Below are 16,586 nucleotides of genomic sequence, written 5' to 3' on the forward strand. Positions count from 1 at the left end.
GGGGCTTACTGCCCCTCGCGCTCCCCCGAAAGTATTTCCCGACAGACCGTGCAGTATCGCTCTAGCCGCTGAACCGCATGCGCCAGGCGGGCAGAAGATCGCCGGGCTCCGGCCGTGCCGCATGGACGGCGCGCGCGATGGCGCGGGCGAGGCAGGCGCTTGCGGCATGGCCGAGGGCAAACTGGTCGGAGATCGGGTCGGTCAGCGACCGCGCGCCGGTTGCGACGGCAAAGACCAGATCGCCATCGAGGAGCGTATGGGAGGGGACGAGTGCACGGGCGATCCCGTCATGGGCTGCGACCGCCATGCGGTGGGCCTGCGCCTTGGTAAGTGCCGCGTCGGTCGCAACGATGGCGATGGTCGTGGCCTCTCCCGGTGCCTTCGATGGCAAGGGATCGCGGTCCGGCCTTGCGATCTGTGCAAGGCCGAGGCCGCCGAACTCCGTGCCGAACTCGAAGGGCGCGGCCCAGAAGCGCCCCGCCTCGTCGGCGGTGGCCGAGCCGAGCGCATTGACGGCAACAAGCGCCCCGACCGTCATGCCGTTCGCCAGATTGGCCGAGGCCGAACCAAGCCCGCCCTTCAGGCCCGACAAGGTGGCGCCATGGCCCGCCCCCTCGGTGCCGAGCGCGAAATCCGCCGTGGCAGCGGCGAGAGCCGCGCGGCCGAGCGCGGGATAGGGATTGTCGGACCAATCCTTGTCGCCGCCGTTCAGAAGGTCAAAGAGGATCGCCGCCGGGACGATCGGCACCCGTAGGGGGCCCACCGCGTAGCCACGTCCCGCTGCCCTCAACCCTTCCATCACCCCGGAGGCGGCGGCAAGGCCGAAGGCCGAACCGCCCGCGAGGACAAGCGCGTCGACCTCCTGCACCAGCCGGTCGGGCGACAGTAGATCTGTCTCGCGGGTGCCGGGCGCGCCGCCCATCACATGGACGGCGGCGGTGAAAGGCCTGTCGGCAGTCAGGACGGTAACGCCCGATTTCAGGCGCGCATCGGCGGCATTTCCGACCCGCAGTCCGGTGACATCGGTGATGAGATTGCGTGGACCGGGCCGCATGCAAAACCTCCGCAGGTGACCCTATGAAGAGGCCGCTTCCCGCGCAACTGCCAAATCGGCCGCCGGAGCGAGGAGAGCATGCAAGGGCTCGACGAGCGGTCCGGCCGTGAGCAGTTCAGAAGAGCGCGATATTGTCGATCAGTCGCACGCCGCCGATCCAGGCAGCGGCGAAGAGCCGCGCCTCGGGTGCCGCCCGGTCCAGAGGCTCAAGCGTCGCGCTGTGGCGCAGCTCGAGATATTCGACCTCGGCAAAGCCCGCCTTCAGGATCGCGCCGCGCGCCGCAGAAAGGGCCGCCGCCACGTCACCCGCAGCGCGGATCACCACTGCCGCCTCTGCCATGGCGGCATGCAGCGCCGGTGCCCGGGCCCGGTCGGCCTTCGACAGGCGCTGGTTGCGCGAGGACATGGCAAGCCCGTCCTTCTCGCGCAGTGTCGGGCAGCCGACCACATCGACCGGAATGTTCAGATCCTCGACCAGACGGCGGATGATCTGCAACTGCTGCCAGTCCTTCTCGCCGAAGAAGGCGATATCCGCGCCTGTCATCAGGAGGAGCTTCGTCACCACCGTCGCGACGCCGTCGAAATGGCCGGGCCGGTGCGCGCCGCAGAGCACGTCCTGCAGATGGGCGACCGTGACCTTGGTCAGGAAGCCTTCAGGATAGACCGCCGACGCCTCGGGCGCGAACAGGACATCGATCCCCAGCGGCTGCAACAGTGCCGCGTCCGTCGCCTCGGTGCGGGGATATCTAGCGAGGTCCTGAGGGTTGTTGAACTGCTTTGGGTTCACGAAGAGCGTCACGATCACCCGGTCGCAGGCCGCCTTCGCCGCGGCGACAAGGCTCAAATGCCCCTCGTGCAGGGCCCCCATCGTGGGCACGACCGCCACGCTTTCACCCGCCTCGCGCCAGTCGCGCACACGGGTCCTGAGGACCGCAAGGTCACGGATCGTGCGCATGCCGGTCAGCCCTTCTTCGTCGGCGCTTCGTCGGCGAAGAGATGTTCTGCCGCCGGATAGGTCCTTGCCCTGACCTCGGCCGCATAGGCCTTGATTGCCTCGTCGGCCGTGAGTCCGAGGTCGGCGAACCGCTTGACGAATTTCGGGCGGAAGCTGGTAAAAAGGCCAAGCATGTCGTCTGTGACCAGCACCTGCCCGTCGCAGGCGGCCGAGGCGCCGATGCCGATCGTAGGCACCGGGACGGCGGCGGTGATTTCCTCGGCAAGCGAGGCGGGGATCTTTTCAAGGACGATGGCGAAGGCTCCCGCATCGGCCACCGCGCGGGCATCGGCCAGAACCCGGTCGCCATCGGCGCCGCGGCCCTGGACCTTGTAGCCGCCCACGGTGTTAACCGCCTGCGGCAGGAGGCCGACATGGCCCATCACCGGCACGCCGCGCTCTGTCAGGAAGCGGATCGTATCGGCCATATGCGCGCCGCCTTCGAGCTTCACCGCCGAGGCGCCCGTCTCGCGGATCACGCGGGTGGCGGAGCGGAAGGCCTGCTCGCGGCTTTCTTCGTAGCTGCCGAAGGGCAGGTCGACGACCATCATCGCGCGCGTCAGTCCGCGGGCAACTGCCTGGCCGTGCAGAATCATCATCTCGAGCGTGACCGGCAGGGTCGACGGCAGGCCATGCACGACCATGCCGAGAGAGTCACCCACCAATGCGATATCGCAATGCTGATCGACGATCCGGGCGATGGGCCAAGTATAGGCGGTCAGCATCACGATTGGCTCACCGCCTTTGCGCGCTCGGATATCCGGGGGGGTGATGCGTTTCTCGACGCCGGTTGCGCTCATCTTCGTCCCCCCGAGGTTGTCGCTCATAATCTAGCTGCGCCGCAGCATGGTTTCCAGCACTTCCTTGCCTGCCGCTGCGGCTTGCCCGGGCGAGCGGCGCGCGCTAGGCCGGAGGAAATGAAAAGGAGCCTGCCATGTCCGCCTTTCTGCGTCTGACCCCTGCTGCCGCCACGCCCGAAGTCGCGCGCCCCGCCGCCGAGAAAGTGCTGGCGGGCGATCCCGTCCACACGACGTGGAATGCCGAGGAACGGGGCGGACTTTATGCAGGCATCTGGGAATCGACGCCGGGGAAATGGCGGATTTCCTATGACGAATGGGAATATTGCCGGATTTTGGCGGGCCGTTCGGTAATTGCCGAGGACGGCGGCGAGGCGTTCGAGGTGGCGGCGGGCGACAGTTTCCTGATCCGCCCTGGGTTCAAGGGAACCTGGGAGGTGATCGAGACGACACGGAAGGATTATGTGATCTTGGTGTGAGGGGGCACCGAGGCCTCGCTGGCAGGCCATAGAGCTTGTGACACGGCGCCGCCATTAGTGCGAATTTGCAATGACCTGATGCGGATTGTCGGGGAAATGGTGGTAGGAATGTGGTCGTGCACCTGCCCGAGGTTTCCGGAGAAGACATGATCACCTTGCCGCTTGTCTGGGTTGTCAGCGTCCTGACGACGATTGCCGCCCTGGCTCTTGCCCAGGACATGCGATTGCCGCTTCCGGCGCGCTGTTTCCTTTGCCACTTCCTGATGGCCCTGGCGGCCATCGCCTTGTTGCTGGGGTTTCGGTTATCTTTCGATTCTGCATTGGCTGCACGACTGCAGCCATTGGTCGCCGTCATGGTCGGACCGCTCGCCTACCTCGGTTTTGCTGCGCTGTCCCAGGATGTGGTGTCGAACTGGCGCAGCCTGCTTGTCCTGAATGGTGTGCCGGTTGCCCTGGCACAGTTGGCGATCCTGGCAAGGATTCCGGTTTCGGCCGATGTCTTCGTTCTTGGTGTCACCAGCCTTTATCTGTTTCGTATGTCTCGCCTTCTGCATTGTGAGGCGGACCAGTTCGTCCATGTCGCGCCGAACGCGCAACCGATTCTGCGATCGGCGATTTATGCCACGCTCGTGCTGCTTGGGCTGATGGTTGCGACCGATCTTTCGATCGTTGCGGCTGGACTGGTGGCGGGAGAAGCCTTCATCCTGACATTTCTGACGGGCGTGTCGGGCATCTTCACGGTGTTGATCTTTGTTGCCGCACTCGTCGGCACCTCGATCCTGATGCGCGGCCCGGCGGGCCATTCGGCGAAGGCCGCGCGGCCGACGACCCGGGATGGCGAGATGCTGGCCGCCCTGGATGTGCTGATGCGCGAAAAGCAGCTTTACAAGGACAGCAACCTGACGCTGGCGCGGGTGGCGCGGCGGCTGTCGGTGCCTGCGCGTGACGTTTCAGTTGCGATAAACGGCCTGACGGGGGAGAATTTTTCACGTTATGTCAACGGGTTCCGGGTGCGTTATGCGCAAAAAGCACTGCTGGAAACCGATCTTCCAATCACGGAAGTGATGTTCGACGCGGGGTTTGTCAGTAAGTCGAGCTTCAATACCGAATTTCGCCGGATGACCGGCCAGACCCCGTCGAAATTCCGGGCCGGGCAGGCGGACGCCTAGAAACGCCCGCCGCCGCCTTGTCGAGATCAGAGTGCCGAGCAGGCCGTGCGGCTGACTGCGGCACCGAAAATGTCGGCGAGAATGGAATTTCCCGGATTGAGAACGAAACCGTGGCTTTCCCTCAATCCGCTCTCGATGACGATGTCTGCCTTCGGGTCATCGGTCCGGCTGCTGACGCGATACATGTTGCTGACCACGTCCCCGCCGGTCACCAGCGCGTCGGCAACGCGCGCGGACCGGATGATCAGGCGAATTGGCTCCGCCGCACGGGCCGAGATGCCGTCGCCGCCAAAATCGCCCGCGACGAAGCGGATAAGCAATGTCAGGCAATCCTGGCTGTCGCTGCTTTTCAGGATCACCACCCCCTTTCCGGTAACGCCCCTGAGCTGCAGAAGCGTTGCCACGCGCGGGGTCTCGATCTGGGCGATGCCAAGGGCGCCGGCCGGAATCTGTTGCCCGGCTTCGGTCTGGACGGCGGTATCTTCCGGCCAGCCGGGCGGCGGAACGGTTTCTTGTCCGCTGGCCACAAGTGCGGTCGCAAGGAGAGCGGCTGGAGTTGTCAGGAATAGTACGCGATTGAACCTGTTCGACATATCGGATGACCCTGTGCAGATGCTTGGTTAAGCCGCAGCGCGCGGCGGCGGTACCAACACCTAAGCAGGGACGCCGGGCAAAAAGTCCGAATGCATGAATCCAAACGTTCGAAATCGCTTTTCCGAACTACGCCCGGAGGGGCGTCAGGTTCCGGGATCGACCGCAGGCTCGGTTGCGCCGTAGATCGTCTCGGGCGAGATGATCTTCGGCGGCAGTTCGACGCCGCGCGGCGTGTTGGCCGGTCCGAGAAGGCGCTGGCTGTCCTCCAGCGTGCGGATGCTCACTTCGGTCGGGATCGAGATGCGGTCGAAGAGGTCGATGATGTCATGGTTGAAAAGCCGGATGCAGCCCGCAGATCCCGAATTGCCGATCGATTCCAGATCGTTGGTGCCATGGATGCGGTAATAGCTGTCCTTGCCGCCGCGGTAGAGATAAAGCGCCCGCGCGCCGAGGGGGCTTGCCAGGCCGCCGGGCACGCCGCGCGCGAAGGGGCCGTAAACCTCGGGCTGGGTGCGCAGCATGTTGGCGGTGGGCTGCCAGCCCGGCCAGACCTCCTTGCGGCGGATCGTGGTCTGGCCCCTGAGCGTAAGACCTGCGCGGCCGACTGCAATCGGATAGCGCCAAGCGGTGCCGTCGCCGATGATCCAGTAAAGGAACTTGGCCCAGGGATCGATCTCGATCGTGCCCGCCGGACGCTCGCCTTCGTAGAAGACAAGCTGCCGGCGGTTCGGCCATTCGAGGTAATTCGGCGGAATAGGTGGCAGATGGTAGCCGTTGTCGTCCAGAGGGCCGTAACCCTCGACCGGCGTGAAGCCATAACGCGTCACCGGATCGTCGGCGGCGGGCGTCGGCGGGCCGCCGCAAGCCGAGAGGGCGGCCGAACCGGCCAGGGCGATGAAGGTGCGCCGCGAAGGCGATAGGGTCGAGAATGGCATGTTCCGTCCGCGCGAGAGTCTGTTTCGAACCTGACTAGCAGAATTTCGGCGGCAAACGAAAGCCACCCTTCGCGACGCGCCCAACCTTAGTCGACGATGTTGTATTCCGGCCCGTAGGGATATTTGGTGATGTCGATATTGCTGTCCTCGGTGATGATCAGGATGTCATGCTCGCGGTAGCCGCCCGCGCCGGGCTGGCCGTCGGGGATCGTGAGCATCGGTTCCATCGAGATGACCATGCCGGGTTCAAGGACGGTGTCGATATCCTCGCGCAGTTCGAGCCCTGCTTCGCGGCCGTAATAGTGCGAGAGAACACCGAAAGAATGGCCGTAGCCGAAGGTGCGGTATTGCAGCACCTGATGTTCCTCGAAGAAGGTGTTCAGCTTCTGGGTGACCTCGGCGCAGGAGGCGCCGGGCTTCAGGAGGCTGATGCCATATTCGTGGGCAGCGACGTTGATGTCCCAGATGCGGCGCGAGGCGGCGTCGCACTCACCCACGAACATCGTGCGCTCCAGCGCGGTGTAGTAGCCCGAGATCATCGGGAAGGTGTTGAGGCTGAGGATGTCGCCGCGCTGCAGTTTGCGCGCCGTGACCGGGTTGTGGGCGCCGTCGGTGTTGATGCCGGACTGGAACCAGACCCAGGTGTCGCGATATTCGGCGTCTGGGAAACGCTTGGCGATCTCCAGTTCCATCGCGTCGCGGCCGGCCATGGCAATGTCGATCTCGCGCGCGCCTTCCTTCACCGCATCACGGATGGCGAAGCCGCCGACGTCGGCGACATTGGCGCCGTGGATGATCAGGTCGATCTCGGCCCTCGACTTCATCATCCGCTGTTTCATCGTGGCGGGCGCGATGTCGACCTTGGTCTTGGGCGACAGGAAGGCTTCGAGCTTCTGGTTCTGCAGAAGGGTCAGATGGTCGCCTTCATAGCCGATCACCCGGCCCGGGCCGGTGACCGAGAGGATCGCACGCCAGTAATTGTCGCGCTGCCAGTCGGTGTAGGTGATGTTGTCGCCGTGGCAGCGCCGCCAGGGTTGGCCCGCGTCGATGCCCGCGCTGATCGTCACCGATTCCGTCGGGGTGACGACAAGGCCGTAGGGGCGGCCGAAGGAGCAGTAAAGGAAGCCCGAGTAGTAGGCGATATTGTGCATCGAGGTGAAGATCGCGGCCTCGACCCCCTGGTCGGCCATGATCTTCCTCAGTCCCGCAAGGCGGGCGTCATATTCGGATGCGGCGAAGGGCAGGACGCGGTCGCCTTGGTGGAACCGGTATTGCTGTGGGCGCTCGGACATTTCAGACCTCTTTGATTGGGGTCTGATCGCGACCGAGACCCCGAAAGGTCCCGGCGTACAGGACAGTCGCGGCTACTGGACCGCAAGCGGCGGGGTCTGCCCCCTGTGACGACGCCATCGTCACGGCTCGCGCGGTAAATGACGCAGAAGGGGGCGGTCTGGCAAGCGGAATCTTGCGAAAACAGAGGCGGCTGGCTTGCGGGGCAGGCGGGGCGCACTATCTCCTTCGAAAAGTGAAAGGATGTTCTATGCGCTGCCCTGTCGACAATGAAACGCTGGTGATGGCCGACCGCAACGGCGTCGAGATCGACTATTGCCCGAGATGCCGGGGCGTCTGGCTGGATCGTGGCGAGCTGGACAAGATTATCGACCGGGCCACCGGAGGCGATCCGCTGGCTTCGACGGCGGCGCGTCAGGCGGTGCCTTTGCGCGAGCCACGGTCGGCGCCCGCTTATACCGAAGAGCGGCGCGAACGGTCGCGCCACCGCGACGATGATGATGACGACGACGATCGCCGTCGCAAGCCGAAGAAACGCGAGAGCTTCCTGAGCGAATTGTTCGACTTCTGAGCCGGGCCTCCTCGTCGGCTTCGCCGCTTATCGGGGGGACACCCGGAGAGCGCACGAAGTGCGACGATAAGGGTCATTCGCCGTAGGGAACCCAGATATTCTTGACCTGCGTGGCGCGGGTCAGGAAGCCGCGCCCTTGCCCCGCAGGCGAGAGCCAGTCGCGGTTTTCCGGGCACCAGGTGACCTTGAGGTTGCCCGCACTTTCCGTCTCGACCATCCGCGCGCCTTCGGCCGAGCCGCAGTACCAAAGCGCAGCCACGTCATCGTGGCCGGCCAGCGTCTTGGCCAGCTCGTCGCGCGGGCCGGTGACGATGTTCACGACGCCGCCTGGAAGGTCCGAGGTTTCCAGTACCTGATAGAGATCGGTCGCGGCGAGGGGCATGTTCTGCGAGGGGACTGCGATCACGCGGTTGCCCATCGCGATGGCGGGCAGGACGAGGCTGAGGAAGCCCAAGAGAGGCGCGTCGGTCGGGCAGGCGATGCCCATCACGCCGAAGGGTTCGTTCATCGCGAGCGTGACATGGGCGGATTTGGTCGAATGGACGGCGCCGTCGAACTTGTCGGCTTGCGCGGCATACCAGAAGGCGCGGCGGATTGCGGTTTCGACCTCCTCGGCGGCCTTGGGAGTGCCGGCCGCTTTCAGCCGTTCGGTGAATTCGGTGGCGCGCTGGCTGAGGTTTTCGGCCAGGAAATAGAGGACCTGCGCGCGGTTGTGGCCGGTGGCTTTGCCCCAGCCTTTGCAGGCGTGCGCGGCCTCGACCGCGTTCCGGATGTCTTTGCGGTTGCCAAGCCCCGCGAGGCCGAGGGTGCGGCCCTTGGCGGTGACGGCGTAGGAATAGCCGGAATCAGGGCGCTTCTGTGCGCCGCCGATGTAGAGTTTCGCAGTGCGGTCGATGCCGTCGGCGCGGCCCGGCGCGTTCGGGTGAGGCGCGGTGTCGGGGGCGATGGGGGCGGCCTCGGTTTTGGACTTGACCGGGGTGTCGGCGAGGTAGGAGAGCATCCCCTCGCGCCCGCCCTCGCGGCCGAAGCCCGACTCGCGGTAGCCGCCGAAACCGGCGGCGGCGTCGAAAATGTTGGTGCCGTTGATCCAGACGATCCCGGCCTTGACCTGGCTGGCCACGTCGAGGGCGAGGTTGATGTTTTCCGACCAGACGGAGGCTGCGAGCCCGTAGCGGGTGTTGTTGGCAAGTTCCACCGCCTCGTCCGGCGTGCGGAAGGTGGTGAGCGTGGCGACGGGGCCGAAGATTTCGACCTCGCTGATGACGTTCGCGGGGGCAACGCCGGTGAAGAAGCCGGGGGCGAAGAAGGAGCCCTTGGTGGGCAGGAGGCAGGGGGCCTGATGCAGCACGGCGCCCTGGGCCTGGCCTTCGCGGACGAGCGAGGAGACTCGGTCGAGTTGCACTGGATCGACGAGTGCGCCCATGTCGGTGGATTTGTCGAGGGGATCGCCGACGCGCAGCTTCGCGAGGCGGGCCTTCAGGCGGCGGGTGAAGTCCTCGGCGATGACCTCTTGCACGAGGATGCGCGAGCCCGCGCAGCAGACCTGACCCTGGTTGAACCAGATCGCGTCCACGACGCCCTCGACCGCGCCGTCGATGTCGGCGTCGGAAAAGACCACGAAGGGCGACTTGCCGCCGAGTTCCAGCGTCAGCTTCTTGCCCGTGCCGGCAGTGGCCTTGCGGATCGCGCGGCCGACCTCGGTTGAGCCGGTGAAGGCAATCTTATCGACCTCGGCGTTCACAAGCGCCGCGCCGGTTTCGCCGTCACCCGTGACGATGTTCACGACGCCCTTCGGCAGGCCGATCTCGACGCAGATCTCGGCGAAGGCGAGGGCGGTGAGGGGCGTGTATTCGGCGGGCTTCAGGACGACGGTGTTGCCGGCGGCCAGCGCGGGCGCGACCTTCCAGGCGAGCATGAGGAGCGGGAAGTTCCAGGGGATGATCTGGCCGCAGACGCCCACCGGGTCCGTGCCCGGAAATTCGTCCGCCAGCATCTCGGCCCAGCCGGCATGGTGGTAGAAATGGCGGGCGACCAAAGGCACGTCGATGTCGCGCGTCTCGCGGATCGGTTTGCCGTTGTCCATCGTCTCGAGGACGGCGAGGAAGCGCTCGCGTTTCTGGACGGCGCGGGCCAGCGCATAGAGCCATTTGGCGCGTTCGTGGCCGGAAAGGCGCTGCCAGCCGGGGAGCGCGGCGCGGGCGGCTTTCACGGCTGCATCGACGTCGGCGGCGGAGCCTTGCGCGACTTGGGCCAGCACCTCGCCGGTCGCGGGGTTATGGACGGCGAAGGTCTTCGCGGGCGTGGTGAATGCGCCGCCGATTAGATGGCCGAAGGTGCCGCGCGCCTTAAGCCATTTGACCACTTCGCCATTTGCTTCGGGGGCGGGGCCGTATTCCATGGTGGCGAGGATTTCCGTGACTTTGGACATGGGACCCTCAGGCGATGGCGTTGCGGTGGGCGGCCGCATAGCGGCCGGTCAGGTGATGTTCGAGCTGACGTTCGATATCGGCAAGCATCGAGGAGGCGCCGAGGCGGAAGAGGTCGGGCTGGAGCCAGTCGTTGCCCAGCTCTTCCTTCATCAGGATCTGCCAGGCGATCGCGTCTTTGGCATATTTCATGCCGCCCGCAGGCTTGAAGCCGATCTTGTGGCCGGTCAGGCGCCCGTAGTCGCGGAGCGCGCGGACCATGATCAGCGAGACGGGGAGCGTGGCGTTCACGCCTTCCTTGCCGGTCGAGGTCTTGATGAAATCCGACCCGGCCTGCATGGCGACCATCGAGGCCTTGTAGACATTGCGCAGCGTTCTCAGTTCGCCCGTGGCGAGGATGGCCTTCATATGCGCGGCGCCGCAGGCCTCACGCATCGCCGCGACCTCGTCATAGAGCGCCTGCCAGTCGCCGTTCAGCACCTGAGCGCGATGGATGACGATGTCGATTTCCTCGGCGCCTTCCTCAACTGCGTACTTGATTTCAGCGAGGCGCAGGGCGAGCGGCGTGAGGCCCGCCGGAAAGCCGGTGGCGACCGAGGCGACGGGGATGGATGTGCCCTTCAGGGCTTTCACCGCCGCAGGGACCATGGACGGGTAGACGCAAACCGCGCCTGTAGTGAGATGATCAAGGCCGAGGCCGGTCATGATCTCGTCCGACAAGGGGCGGCGGGCCTTGGCGCAGAGGCGGGCGACGCGGTCGGGCGTGTCGTCGCCGGAAAGCGTGGTCAGGTCGATGCAGCGGATGGCGTTCACGAGCCAGGCGGCCTGGAATTCCTTCTTCACCGTGCGCCGCGTTGTCATCGTCGCAGCGCGCCGTTCGGCGGCCGAGGTGTTCACGGCGATGGCGTCGAACCAGTCGGTCTGCAGGGGCACGCCCTGGTTTCGGGGGAAATTGGCCGTGGCGGCACTCGCGCTCAGGGACATCGGGAAACCTCGGGGGCGGCGCGCTTGGCCGGTTGGAAAGACTGTGCCCGACATTAGCCAAAGCGCCAATGCCAATCAACCAAGAAATTTGACCAATTGGTCAGGTTTTGGTCTGCTATTGCGGGGCTTTTGCCAACAATTGGCATCTGTTGCCGCCTCTGGCGCCGGAATCGGGCCCAAAATGACGCAAAGTGGCGGAAACCGGGGATTTCTGCTTACATCGAGGCAGCGGGTGGGGCTGCCGGTGTGGAAAAGGTTCATTTTGCCATCGAGAAATTGCTCGAGGCGCCAGACGGCTGGCGCTCGGTCGTGCGTGACATGGTGCACGCCTGGCCGGAGGCGCGGCCGTCGGAGCTGATCTTCACGCTGGCGACGGCGGCGGCGGATATCGAGGCCACGTTCGGCCCCGGCAGCCCCGCTCGCGACGATGCGGCGCAGGCCTGGCGGCTCGCCGCGCTGCTCGGCGCCGATCTCTATGCGATGGAGGCGCTTGGCCTGCCACGCGGACGCGCCGCCGATCTGGAAACCTACTGGGCGATCGATCCCTTCTTTCGCGATCTTTGAAAGTACGGGCGCCGAACCGTGCGGCGGATGTACCGGCGACATCCCGCCGCGCCTTGCAGGGTGCAAGGCGATCGGGTCGTCGGGCAGATTGCCGACGTCGCCCGGCCGTGTCAGACTTGGGCTGCGTGGCTTCCATTCCAATGGCGGCCCTGTCCGTCGATGAGGATGACGCATGAAATCCCTGGTCGCCTTACTTGTGCTGGTCGCCTGGCCGACCCTGGGGCAGGAGTACGACGTCACCTCGACAAAGGTGCAGCCGCTTACCGGCCCGGAAGCCTCGGCTGACGTGCAGGCGCTCGACATTTGCGGCACCGATCTTGGCACGATGGCCGAGATTGACGGGACAATCGTCATCGCCTTCGGCGACACGTTCGGCTGGCAGGGCGACTGGTGCCAGAAATTCGGTCCGAACATGCGTTCGAATGCCATCGCGTTCACACGCGACCTGGACCCGTCGGACGGTGTCGTGATCGACGCGTGGCTGACCGGCCCGGATGGCCACGCCAAGGCGGCAGTCGAGGGCTGGCACGATGCGCCGTTCACGGGCGAACAGTCGAAGATCCCCACCGCAATGGTGGCGGTCGGCGATACGCTCTACCTGCACTACATGTCGATGCATGGCTACTCCCCCGGGATGGGGACGATCTGCAACTATTCCCGCTTCATCACCTCGAAGGACGGCGGCCGGACCTGGGACAGGGGCTCGGGCGACTTTGGCGACCATCTGTCGAACTTCAACATGCGGGCACTATCGGCCGAGGCCGGCACCGGCAACGAGGACGCGCGCTATGTCTATGCCATCGGCACCCCCTGCGGCCGCGCAGGCGGGGCACGGGCGGCCCGCGTCAGTGCCGGTGAACTTCTGCAGACCGAGGCCTGGGAATACTGGGACGGCAGCGTCTGGCAGAAGGACCGCGCACGCGCGGTCGAGGTCATTCTGCCGGCTGCGAGCGAAGGTTCACTCGTCTGGAACGCGGGCATCGGCCGTTGGATGTACTCCACGATCAACGAAGTCTCGGAAGCGCTGGAACTGCGTTTCGCCGACCGACCGGAAGGCCCCTGGTCGGAGCCGGTCGCGCTGGCACGTGCTGCGGATTACCCGCTGCTCTATGGCTCCTACATGACACCCTCTTGGATCGAGGACGACGGGCTCACCTTCTATTTTATCATGAGCCAGTTCGGCCTTTACAACACCTTCCTGATGAAGGCCGAGCTGCAGCGCCGGTAGGAATGGCGGCGTTTCAAGTCGCATGGAGCGGTTGCCGCGCACCCAGGGAGAAGTGTCATGAAGGTCTATCTGGCTGGGCCCGAAGTCTTTCTGCCCGACGCGCGCGAGGTCCTCGACCGCAAGATCGCCCTGACCCGCGCGGCGGGGCTGGAGCCGGTGGCACCCGGCGATTTGGAGATTCCGGCCGCGCTGACCAAGCGGCAGATGGGCGAGAACATTTACCGCGCCGACGAACGACTGATGATGTCCGCAGGCGCAATCATCGCGAACCTCACACCCTTCCGCGGCCTGCACGCCGATGCCGGCACGATATTCGAGCTAGGCTTCATGTGCGGGCGCGGCAAGCCGGCATTCGCCTATTCGAACGTCACCGCCAGCCATCACGCGCGCCTCCTGGCGCATTATGGCGGGCAGGTGGAAACGGATGCGGCCGGGCGGGCGCGCGGCCCGGACGGCATGCTGGTCGAGGATTTCGACATGAACGAGAACCTCATGCTCGACGGCGGGATCATGGCGGCGGGCGGCACCTGGGTGACGCGCGATGTGCCCGAGGACCGGCGCTACCTGGACCTGTCGGCATTCGAGGCCGTGCTTGCGATTGCGACGCAAAGGCTGCGTGGCGGGTAAGGCGCCGGGGCCGAGCCGGACGCAATGCCGACGCTAGGGTCGTGGCTTTTGTCGCCAGGTGTTGATCCAGGCAATGAAGCGCCCCCACCAGCCGCGCGCCTGCGCGCGGGCGGCATCAGCCTGAGCGTCAATCCCCTCAAGGAAATCGCCTGCATCCTCGACCACCGGGTCGATGGTCCTTTCGCGGAACTGCAGCCACATCCGCCGTAGCATCAATATGAGAAGCGCGAGCGCGGTGAGGATCAGGATATTGACCCACGGCAACACCGTCGCGTCCGCGCTGTCGACCGCGCGCACCTTCACCGCATTGGGATAGATCGACAGGATCGGCAGGCGCCAGCCGTAATAGGTGACCATCACCCATTGCGGCGCGGCCTTGTCGGACCTGAGGTTCGAGGCCTCGGCATGCAGGTTCGAACTGTCGTACTTGAAATAGGGCGGCCAGACCCAGCCGGTATCCTCGTTGCGGAACACGACTACGCTGTCATCGTCATGCACCGCCTCGATGAAGCGGATATCGCGCGTCTGGGTGCCCTCGCCGGTGCCGGTGTCGGGCGAGGCATAGGCCCAGGCGTTTTCCCACGAAACCGTGGTCAGCCGGTTGTAGGTGTTGGTGATCCGCACGACGTCATGACTGGGCAGCGTGTAGTTGAGGAAGAGGCCGACGATCAGGATCACCAGGGCCCAGAAGCCCCATTTCATCCGCCGCCGCCCGCTGCTGCCCTCGGGATAGCGGTAGCGCAGGAAAAGCGTGCCCCCGATGAGGAGAAGGAGGATCAGCCCCCAGACCAGATAGCCAGACATCGGCGCCCCCTATTGATAATTCTGCACATAGGCGATGATCACGATCAGGCCCATCGGGATGACATAGACGAGCCAGAGTAGTTTCTTCTTCAGCCCGCGTTCATAGGCCTCCATGCCCTTCGCGATGAACGCATTGCGCTCGGCCGCGCCCTGACCGTCCGGCGGCGCGGCGTCCCATTGCTTTTCCAGCGCCTCGCGACGCAGGGAGCGCCAGTAGGCGCCAAGGAGAAGATAGAATACCGAGAGCCCGATGAAGGCGAAGAGCAGAAGGCGAAGGATGGCGATCATCGTCTGTCCTTTCGGGCAGGTTTGGCGCGCACCGCACCCCAGGGGCCAACGCGAGCGACAAGGTCGGGCAGGTGGTCTCCCATGTCCGGCTCTGGCCCGAACAGGGCCTCGCGCGTGCCCACCCGGTCCATCTGATATTCGGCGGCGAGGAAGGTCGCCACATAGTCTTTCTTGGCCTCGGACCAGCCGGAATAGAGCCGGTAGAACAGGTCCTTGTGGCAGATGAAGGTCTGGCGGATGTCGAGCGGCGAGAGTTCCGCCAACAGCATGTTCACCAGATCGCGGTCAGGCCCGGCCTTGGCGCGCAGCGTGTAGAAATAGGACGGATGGTCCGAGGTGATGCGCGGCCATGTGCCGCCCGCCTCGGCCCAGCGAAGCATGGCGGCGAGCCCGTGGAACTCCTCGGGCAACTGTGCCGCAAGCGTATTGGCGATCAGCCGCAGTTCGGCGCGCGTGCCCGCGCCAGGGTCGATCCCCTCGCGCGCAGCGAAATCGACAAGGATGAAATCCATCTTCTGCCGCAAAATCGCGGCTGCATCGGCGCCGCGGGCATGGACGACCGGTTCGGCAAGATCGTTGAGGTCGAGAAACTTTGCGATCTGATTGCGGTCGCCAAGGTCAAACGTATAGGCGATCGGCATCCGCCCCAGCACTTCTTTCGGGCCGACAGAGATGGCGGCGGGAAAATCGACCTTCGGGAAAAGATAGATCCCGCCGAAATGCCCGGTCCAGAAATTGCCCTGATCGTAGACCTTCTCGCTCAGCCGGATCGGGTTGCGGGTGATGTCTCCGGTGGACTTCGCAAGATCGATCATCTCGCCGATCAGCGCATCGTCGCACCAGGCGTCATATTCGCTGCGGAAGCGGTGGATCAGGCCCTGCATCTTCTCGGCCCCCTTCACCGCCTGTCCGGCGGTGTCGGCCCTGACCGTCACCTGCCGCAGATCGAGAAGTTGTCCGGGCGTGGAAAGCTTGAAGATCGTATTCTCCAGCTCCCCCGCCACCGCGTCGCGCGCGGTGAGGGAAAAGAGCTGCTCCTCGTTTTCCTCGATATAGCGCACAAGGATGCCGCGCGAGGTGGAGAACCTGGCGTTCAGCAGCGGCGCTTCCTTCTGTTCGGTCGTCAGAAGGATGAACTGGCGGTTCATGCCATTGGGGTTGAGATAGAGATGATCACCCAGCTCGTCGCCCACCTCGGGGCTGTAGCCCGACAGGTCGATATGGAAGTCCTGCAGTGCGGTCCGCTTGCCGGTCAGACGTTCCAGCGCGCGGTTGTAACGCTCGACAAGGGCGGGCGAATCCACGGCAACCAGATTGCCGAACATCAGCCCCTTTTCGATCAGCCGTCTCATCTCTGCTTCGTCTCCGGACGTCCGGGCTCCGTCATTCCGGCAGCCGGTTCCGCGCCAGATCCTGGCCGCGCAGCCTTTCTGTACGGCGGGAAAGCGAAAGCCAGGAAATAAGCATCAGCGGGCCCCATGCAATCATCGGCAGGAAGGAAGTCCTGATCAGGTAGAACATGGTCTCGCCCGGCGCGTCCGACAAGGCCCCGCCGACATCGGCGCCAATTTGCGCGAACATATAGCCAGTGAGCGCCGTCGAGAGCGCCTGAACAAGAAAGGCCGACAGAAGGACGCCAGAAATAACCATGCGGTGCGACCGGGTTTCCTTGGGCACGATCAGCCGCGGCAGAGAGATTGCCGCTGCCCCGAGGATAAGGATCGGCAAAAACGTGTTTGAAAATCCGATCGGAACGTCCATCTCACCCCCGCGTCATGTCGA

General features: G+C 64.9%; 18 protein-coding genes. 6 read left to right on the forward strand and 12 right to left on the reverse strand.

The window, feature by feature from the left end:
- Positions 1-61 precede the first annotated feature (61 nt).
- From OU426_RS08425 to panB, 3 genes are all read right to left on the reverse strand, one after another.
- Positions 62-1,054, reverse strand: coding sequence for a P1 family peptidase (locus OU426_RS08425; RefSeq protein WP_267633496.1), 993 nt, complete (start codon positions 1,052-1,054; stop codon positions 62-64).
- Between the two features lie 115 nt (positions 1,055-1,169).
- A complete protein-coding gene (gene panC / locus OU426_RS08430) occupies positions 1,170-2,009 on the reverse strand; it encodes a pantoate--beta-alanine ligase (protein ID WP_267633497.1) in 840 nt (279 codons plus the stop codon).
- 5 nt (positions 2,010-2,014) lie between these two features.
- Positions 2,015-2,848: a 3-methyl-2-oxobutanoate hydroxymethyltransferase gene (gene panB / locus OU426_RS08435; protein ID WP_267633498.1), complete on the reverse strand. Its 834-nt coding sequence runs from the start codon at positions 2,846-2,848 to the stop codon at positions 2,015-2,017.
- A gap of 134 nt (positions 2,849-2,982) precedes the next feature.
- Between panB and OU426_RS08440 the strand changes: the two genes are divergently transcribed.
- Complete coding sequence (locus tag OU426_RS08440; RefSeq protein ID WP_267633499.1) at positions 2,983-3,324, forward strand: cupin domain-containing protein; 342 nt, start codon at positions 2,983-2,985, stop codon at positions 3,322-3,324.
- Between the two features lie 116 nt (positions 3,325-3,440).
- Positions 3,441-4,493, forward strand: a complete 1,053-nt coding sequence (locus OU426_RS08445; protein ID WP_267633500.1) for a helix-turn-helix domain-containing protein — start codon at positions 3,441-3,443, stop codon at positions 4,491-4,493.
- 26 nt (positions 4,494-4,519) lie between these two features.
- On the opposite strand, the gene OU426_RS08450 is transcribed toward OU426_RS08445, so the two are convergent.
- The 3 genes from OU426_RS08450 to OU426_RS08460 all read right to left on the reverse strand — a co-directional run bounded on the left by OU426_RS08450 (position 4,520) and on the right by OU426_RS08460 (position 7,314).
- A complete protein-coding gene (locus OU426_RS08450; RefSeq protein WP_267633501.1) occupies positions 4,520-5,086 on the reverse strand; it encodes a hypothetical protein in 567 nt (188 codons plus the stop codon).
- Between the two features lie 144 nt (positions 5,087-5,230).
- Entirely contained in the window at positions 5,231-6,022 is a 792-nt protein-coding gene (locus OU426_RS08455) for a L,D-transpeptidase (RefSeq protein ID WP_267633502.1), read from the reverse strand.
- An 86-nt stretch (positions 6,023-6,108) separates the two neighbouring features.
- A complete protein-coding gene (locus OU426_RS08460) occupies positions 6,109-7,314 on the reverse strand; it encodes an aminopeptidase P family protein (protein ID WP_267633503.1) in 1,206 nt (401 codons plus the stop codon).
- Positions 7,315-7,562: 248 nt separating this feature from the next.
- On the opposite strand from OU426_RS08460, the gene OU426_RS08465 reads away from it, so the two are divergent.
- Complete coding sequence (locus tag OU426_RS08465; RefSeq protein WP_267633504.1) at positions 7,563-7,883, forward strand: TFIIB-type zinc ribbon-containing protein; 321 nt, start codon at positions 7,563-7,565, stop codon at positions 7,881-7,883.
- A gap of 73 nt (positions 7,884-7,956) precedes the next feature.
- Here OU426_RS08465 and OU426_RS08470 read toward each other — a convergent pair whose 3' ends face one another.
- Together OU426_RS08470 and deoC are read right to left on the reverse strand one after the other, a co-directional pair.
- Positions 7,957-10,311 carry an aldehyde dehydrogenase family protein gene (locus tag OU426_RS08470; RefSeq protein ID WP_267633505.1) on the reverse strand — a complete coding sequence of 785 codons (2,355 nt, stop codon included), beginning with the start codon at positions 10,309-10,311 and terminating at the stop codon, positions 7,957-7,959.
- Between the two features lie 7 nt (positions 10,312-10,318).
- Complete coding sequence (gene deoC, locus OU426_RS08475; RefSeq protein ID WP_267633506.1) at positions 10,319-11,293, reverse strand: deoxyribose-phosphate aldolase; 975 nt, start codon at positions 11,291-11,293, stop codon at positions 10,319-10,321.
- Positions 11,294-11,539: 246 nt separating this feature from the next.
- On the opposite strand from deoC, the gene OU426_RS08480 reads away from it, so the two are divergent.
- From OU426_RS08480 to OU426_RS08490, 3 genes are all read left to right on the forward strand, one after another.
- Positions 11,540-11,857, forward strand: coding sequence for a hypothetical protein (locus OU426_RS08480; RefSeq protein ID WP_267633507.1), 318 nt, complete (start codon positions 11,540-11,542; stop codon positions 11,855-11,857).
- Positions 11,858-12,029: 172 nt separating this feature from the next.
- A complete protein-coding gene (locus tag OU426_RS08485) occupies positions 12,030-13,085 on the forward strand; it encodes a glycoside hydrolase family 183 protein (RefSeq protein ID WP_267633508.1) in 1,056 nt (351 codons plus the stop codon).
- 57 nt (positions 13,086-13,142) lie between these two features.
- Positions 13,143-13,712 (forward strand): nucleoside 2-deoxyribosyltransferase, encoded by a 570-nt coding sequence (locus OU426_RS08490; protein ID WP_267633509.1) that lies wholly within the window; start codon positions 13,143-13,145, stop codon positions 13,710-13,712.
- Positions 13,713-13,745: 33 nt separating this feature from the next.
- On the opposite strand, the gene OU426_RS08495 is transcribed toward OU426_RS08490, so the two are convergent.
- Genes OU426_RS08495 through OU426_RS08510 form a run of 4 tightly spaced genes read right to left on the reverse strand, consistent with a single transcriptional unit; the run spans position 13,746 to position 16,565 of the window.
- Positions 13,746-14,516, reverse strand: coding sequence for a DUF1523 family protein (locus OU426_RS08495; protein ID WP_267633510.1), 771 nt, complete (start codon positions 14,514-14,516; stop codon positions 13,746-13,748).
- A 9-nt stretch (positions 14,517-14,525) separates the two neighbouring features.
- Positions 14,526-14,804, reverse strand: coding sequence for a hypothetical protein (locus OU426_RS08500; protein WP_267633511.1), 279 nt, complete (start codon positions 14,802-14,804; stop codon positions 14,526-14,528).
- Complete coding sequence (locus tag OU426_RS08505; RefSeq protein ID WP_267633512.1) at positions 14,801-16,156, reverse strand: DUF6638 family protein; 1,356 nt, start codon at positions 16,154-16,156, stop codon at positions 14,801-14,803. Before OU426_RS08505 ends, OU426_RS08500 begins: the two co-directional genes overlap by 4 nt.
- Positions 16,157-16,187: 31 nt before the next feature.
- Positions 16,188-16,565, reverse strand: coding sequence for a hypothetical protein (locus OU426_RS08510; RefSeq protein WP_267633513.1), 378 nt, complete (start codon positions 16,563-16,565; stop codon positions 16,188-16,190).
- Positions 16,566-16,586 lie beyond the last annotated feature (21 nt).

Origin of the sequence: Frigidibacter sp. RF13 (genome assembly GCF_026626305.1) — a bacterium.
Taxonomy (GTDB): domain Bacteria; phylum Pseudomonadota; class Alphaproteobacteria; order Rhodobacterales; family Rhodobacteraceae; genus TMP-24.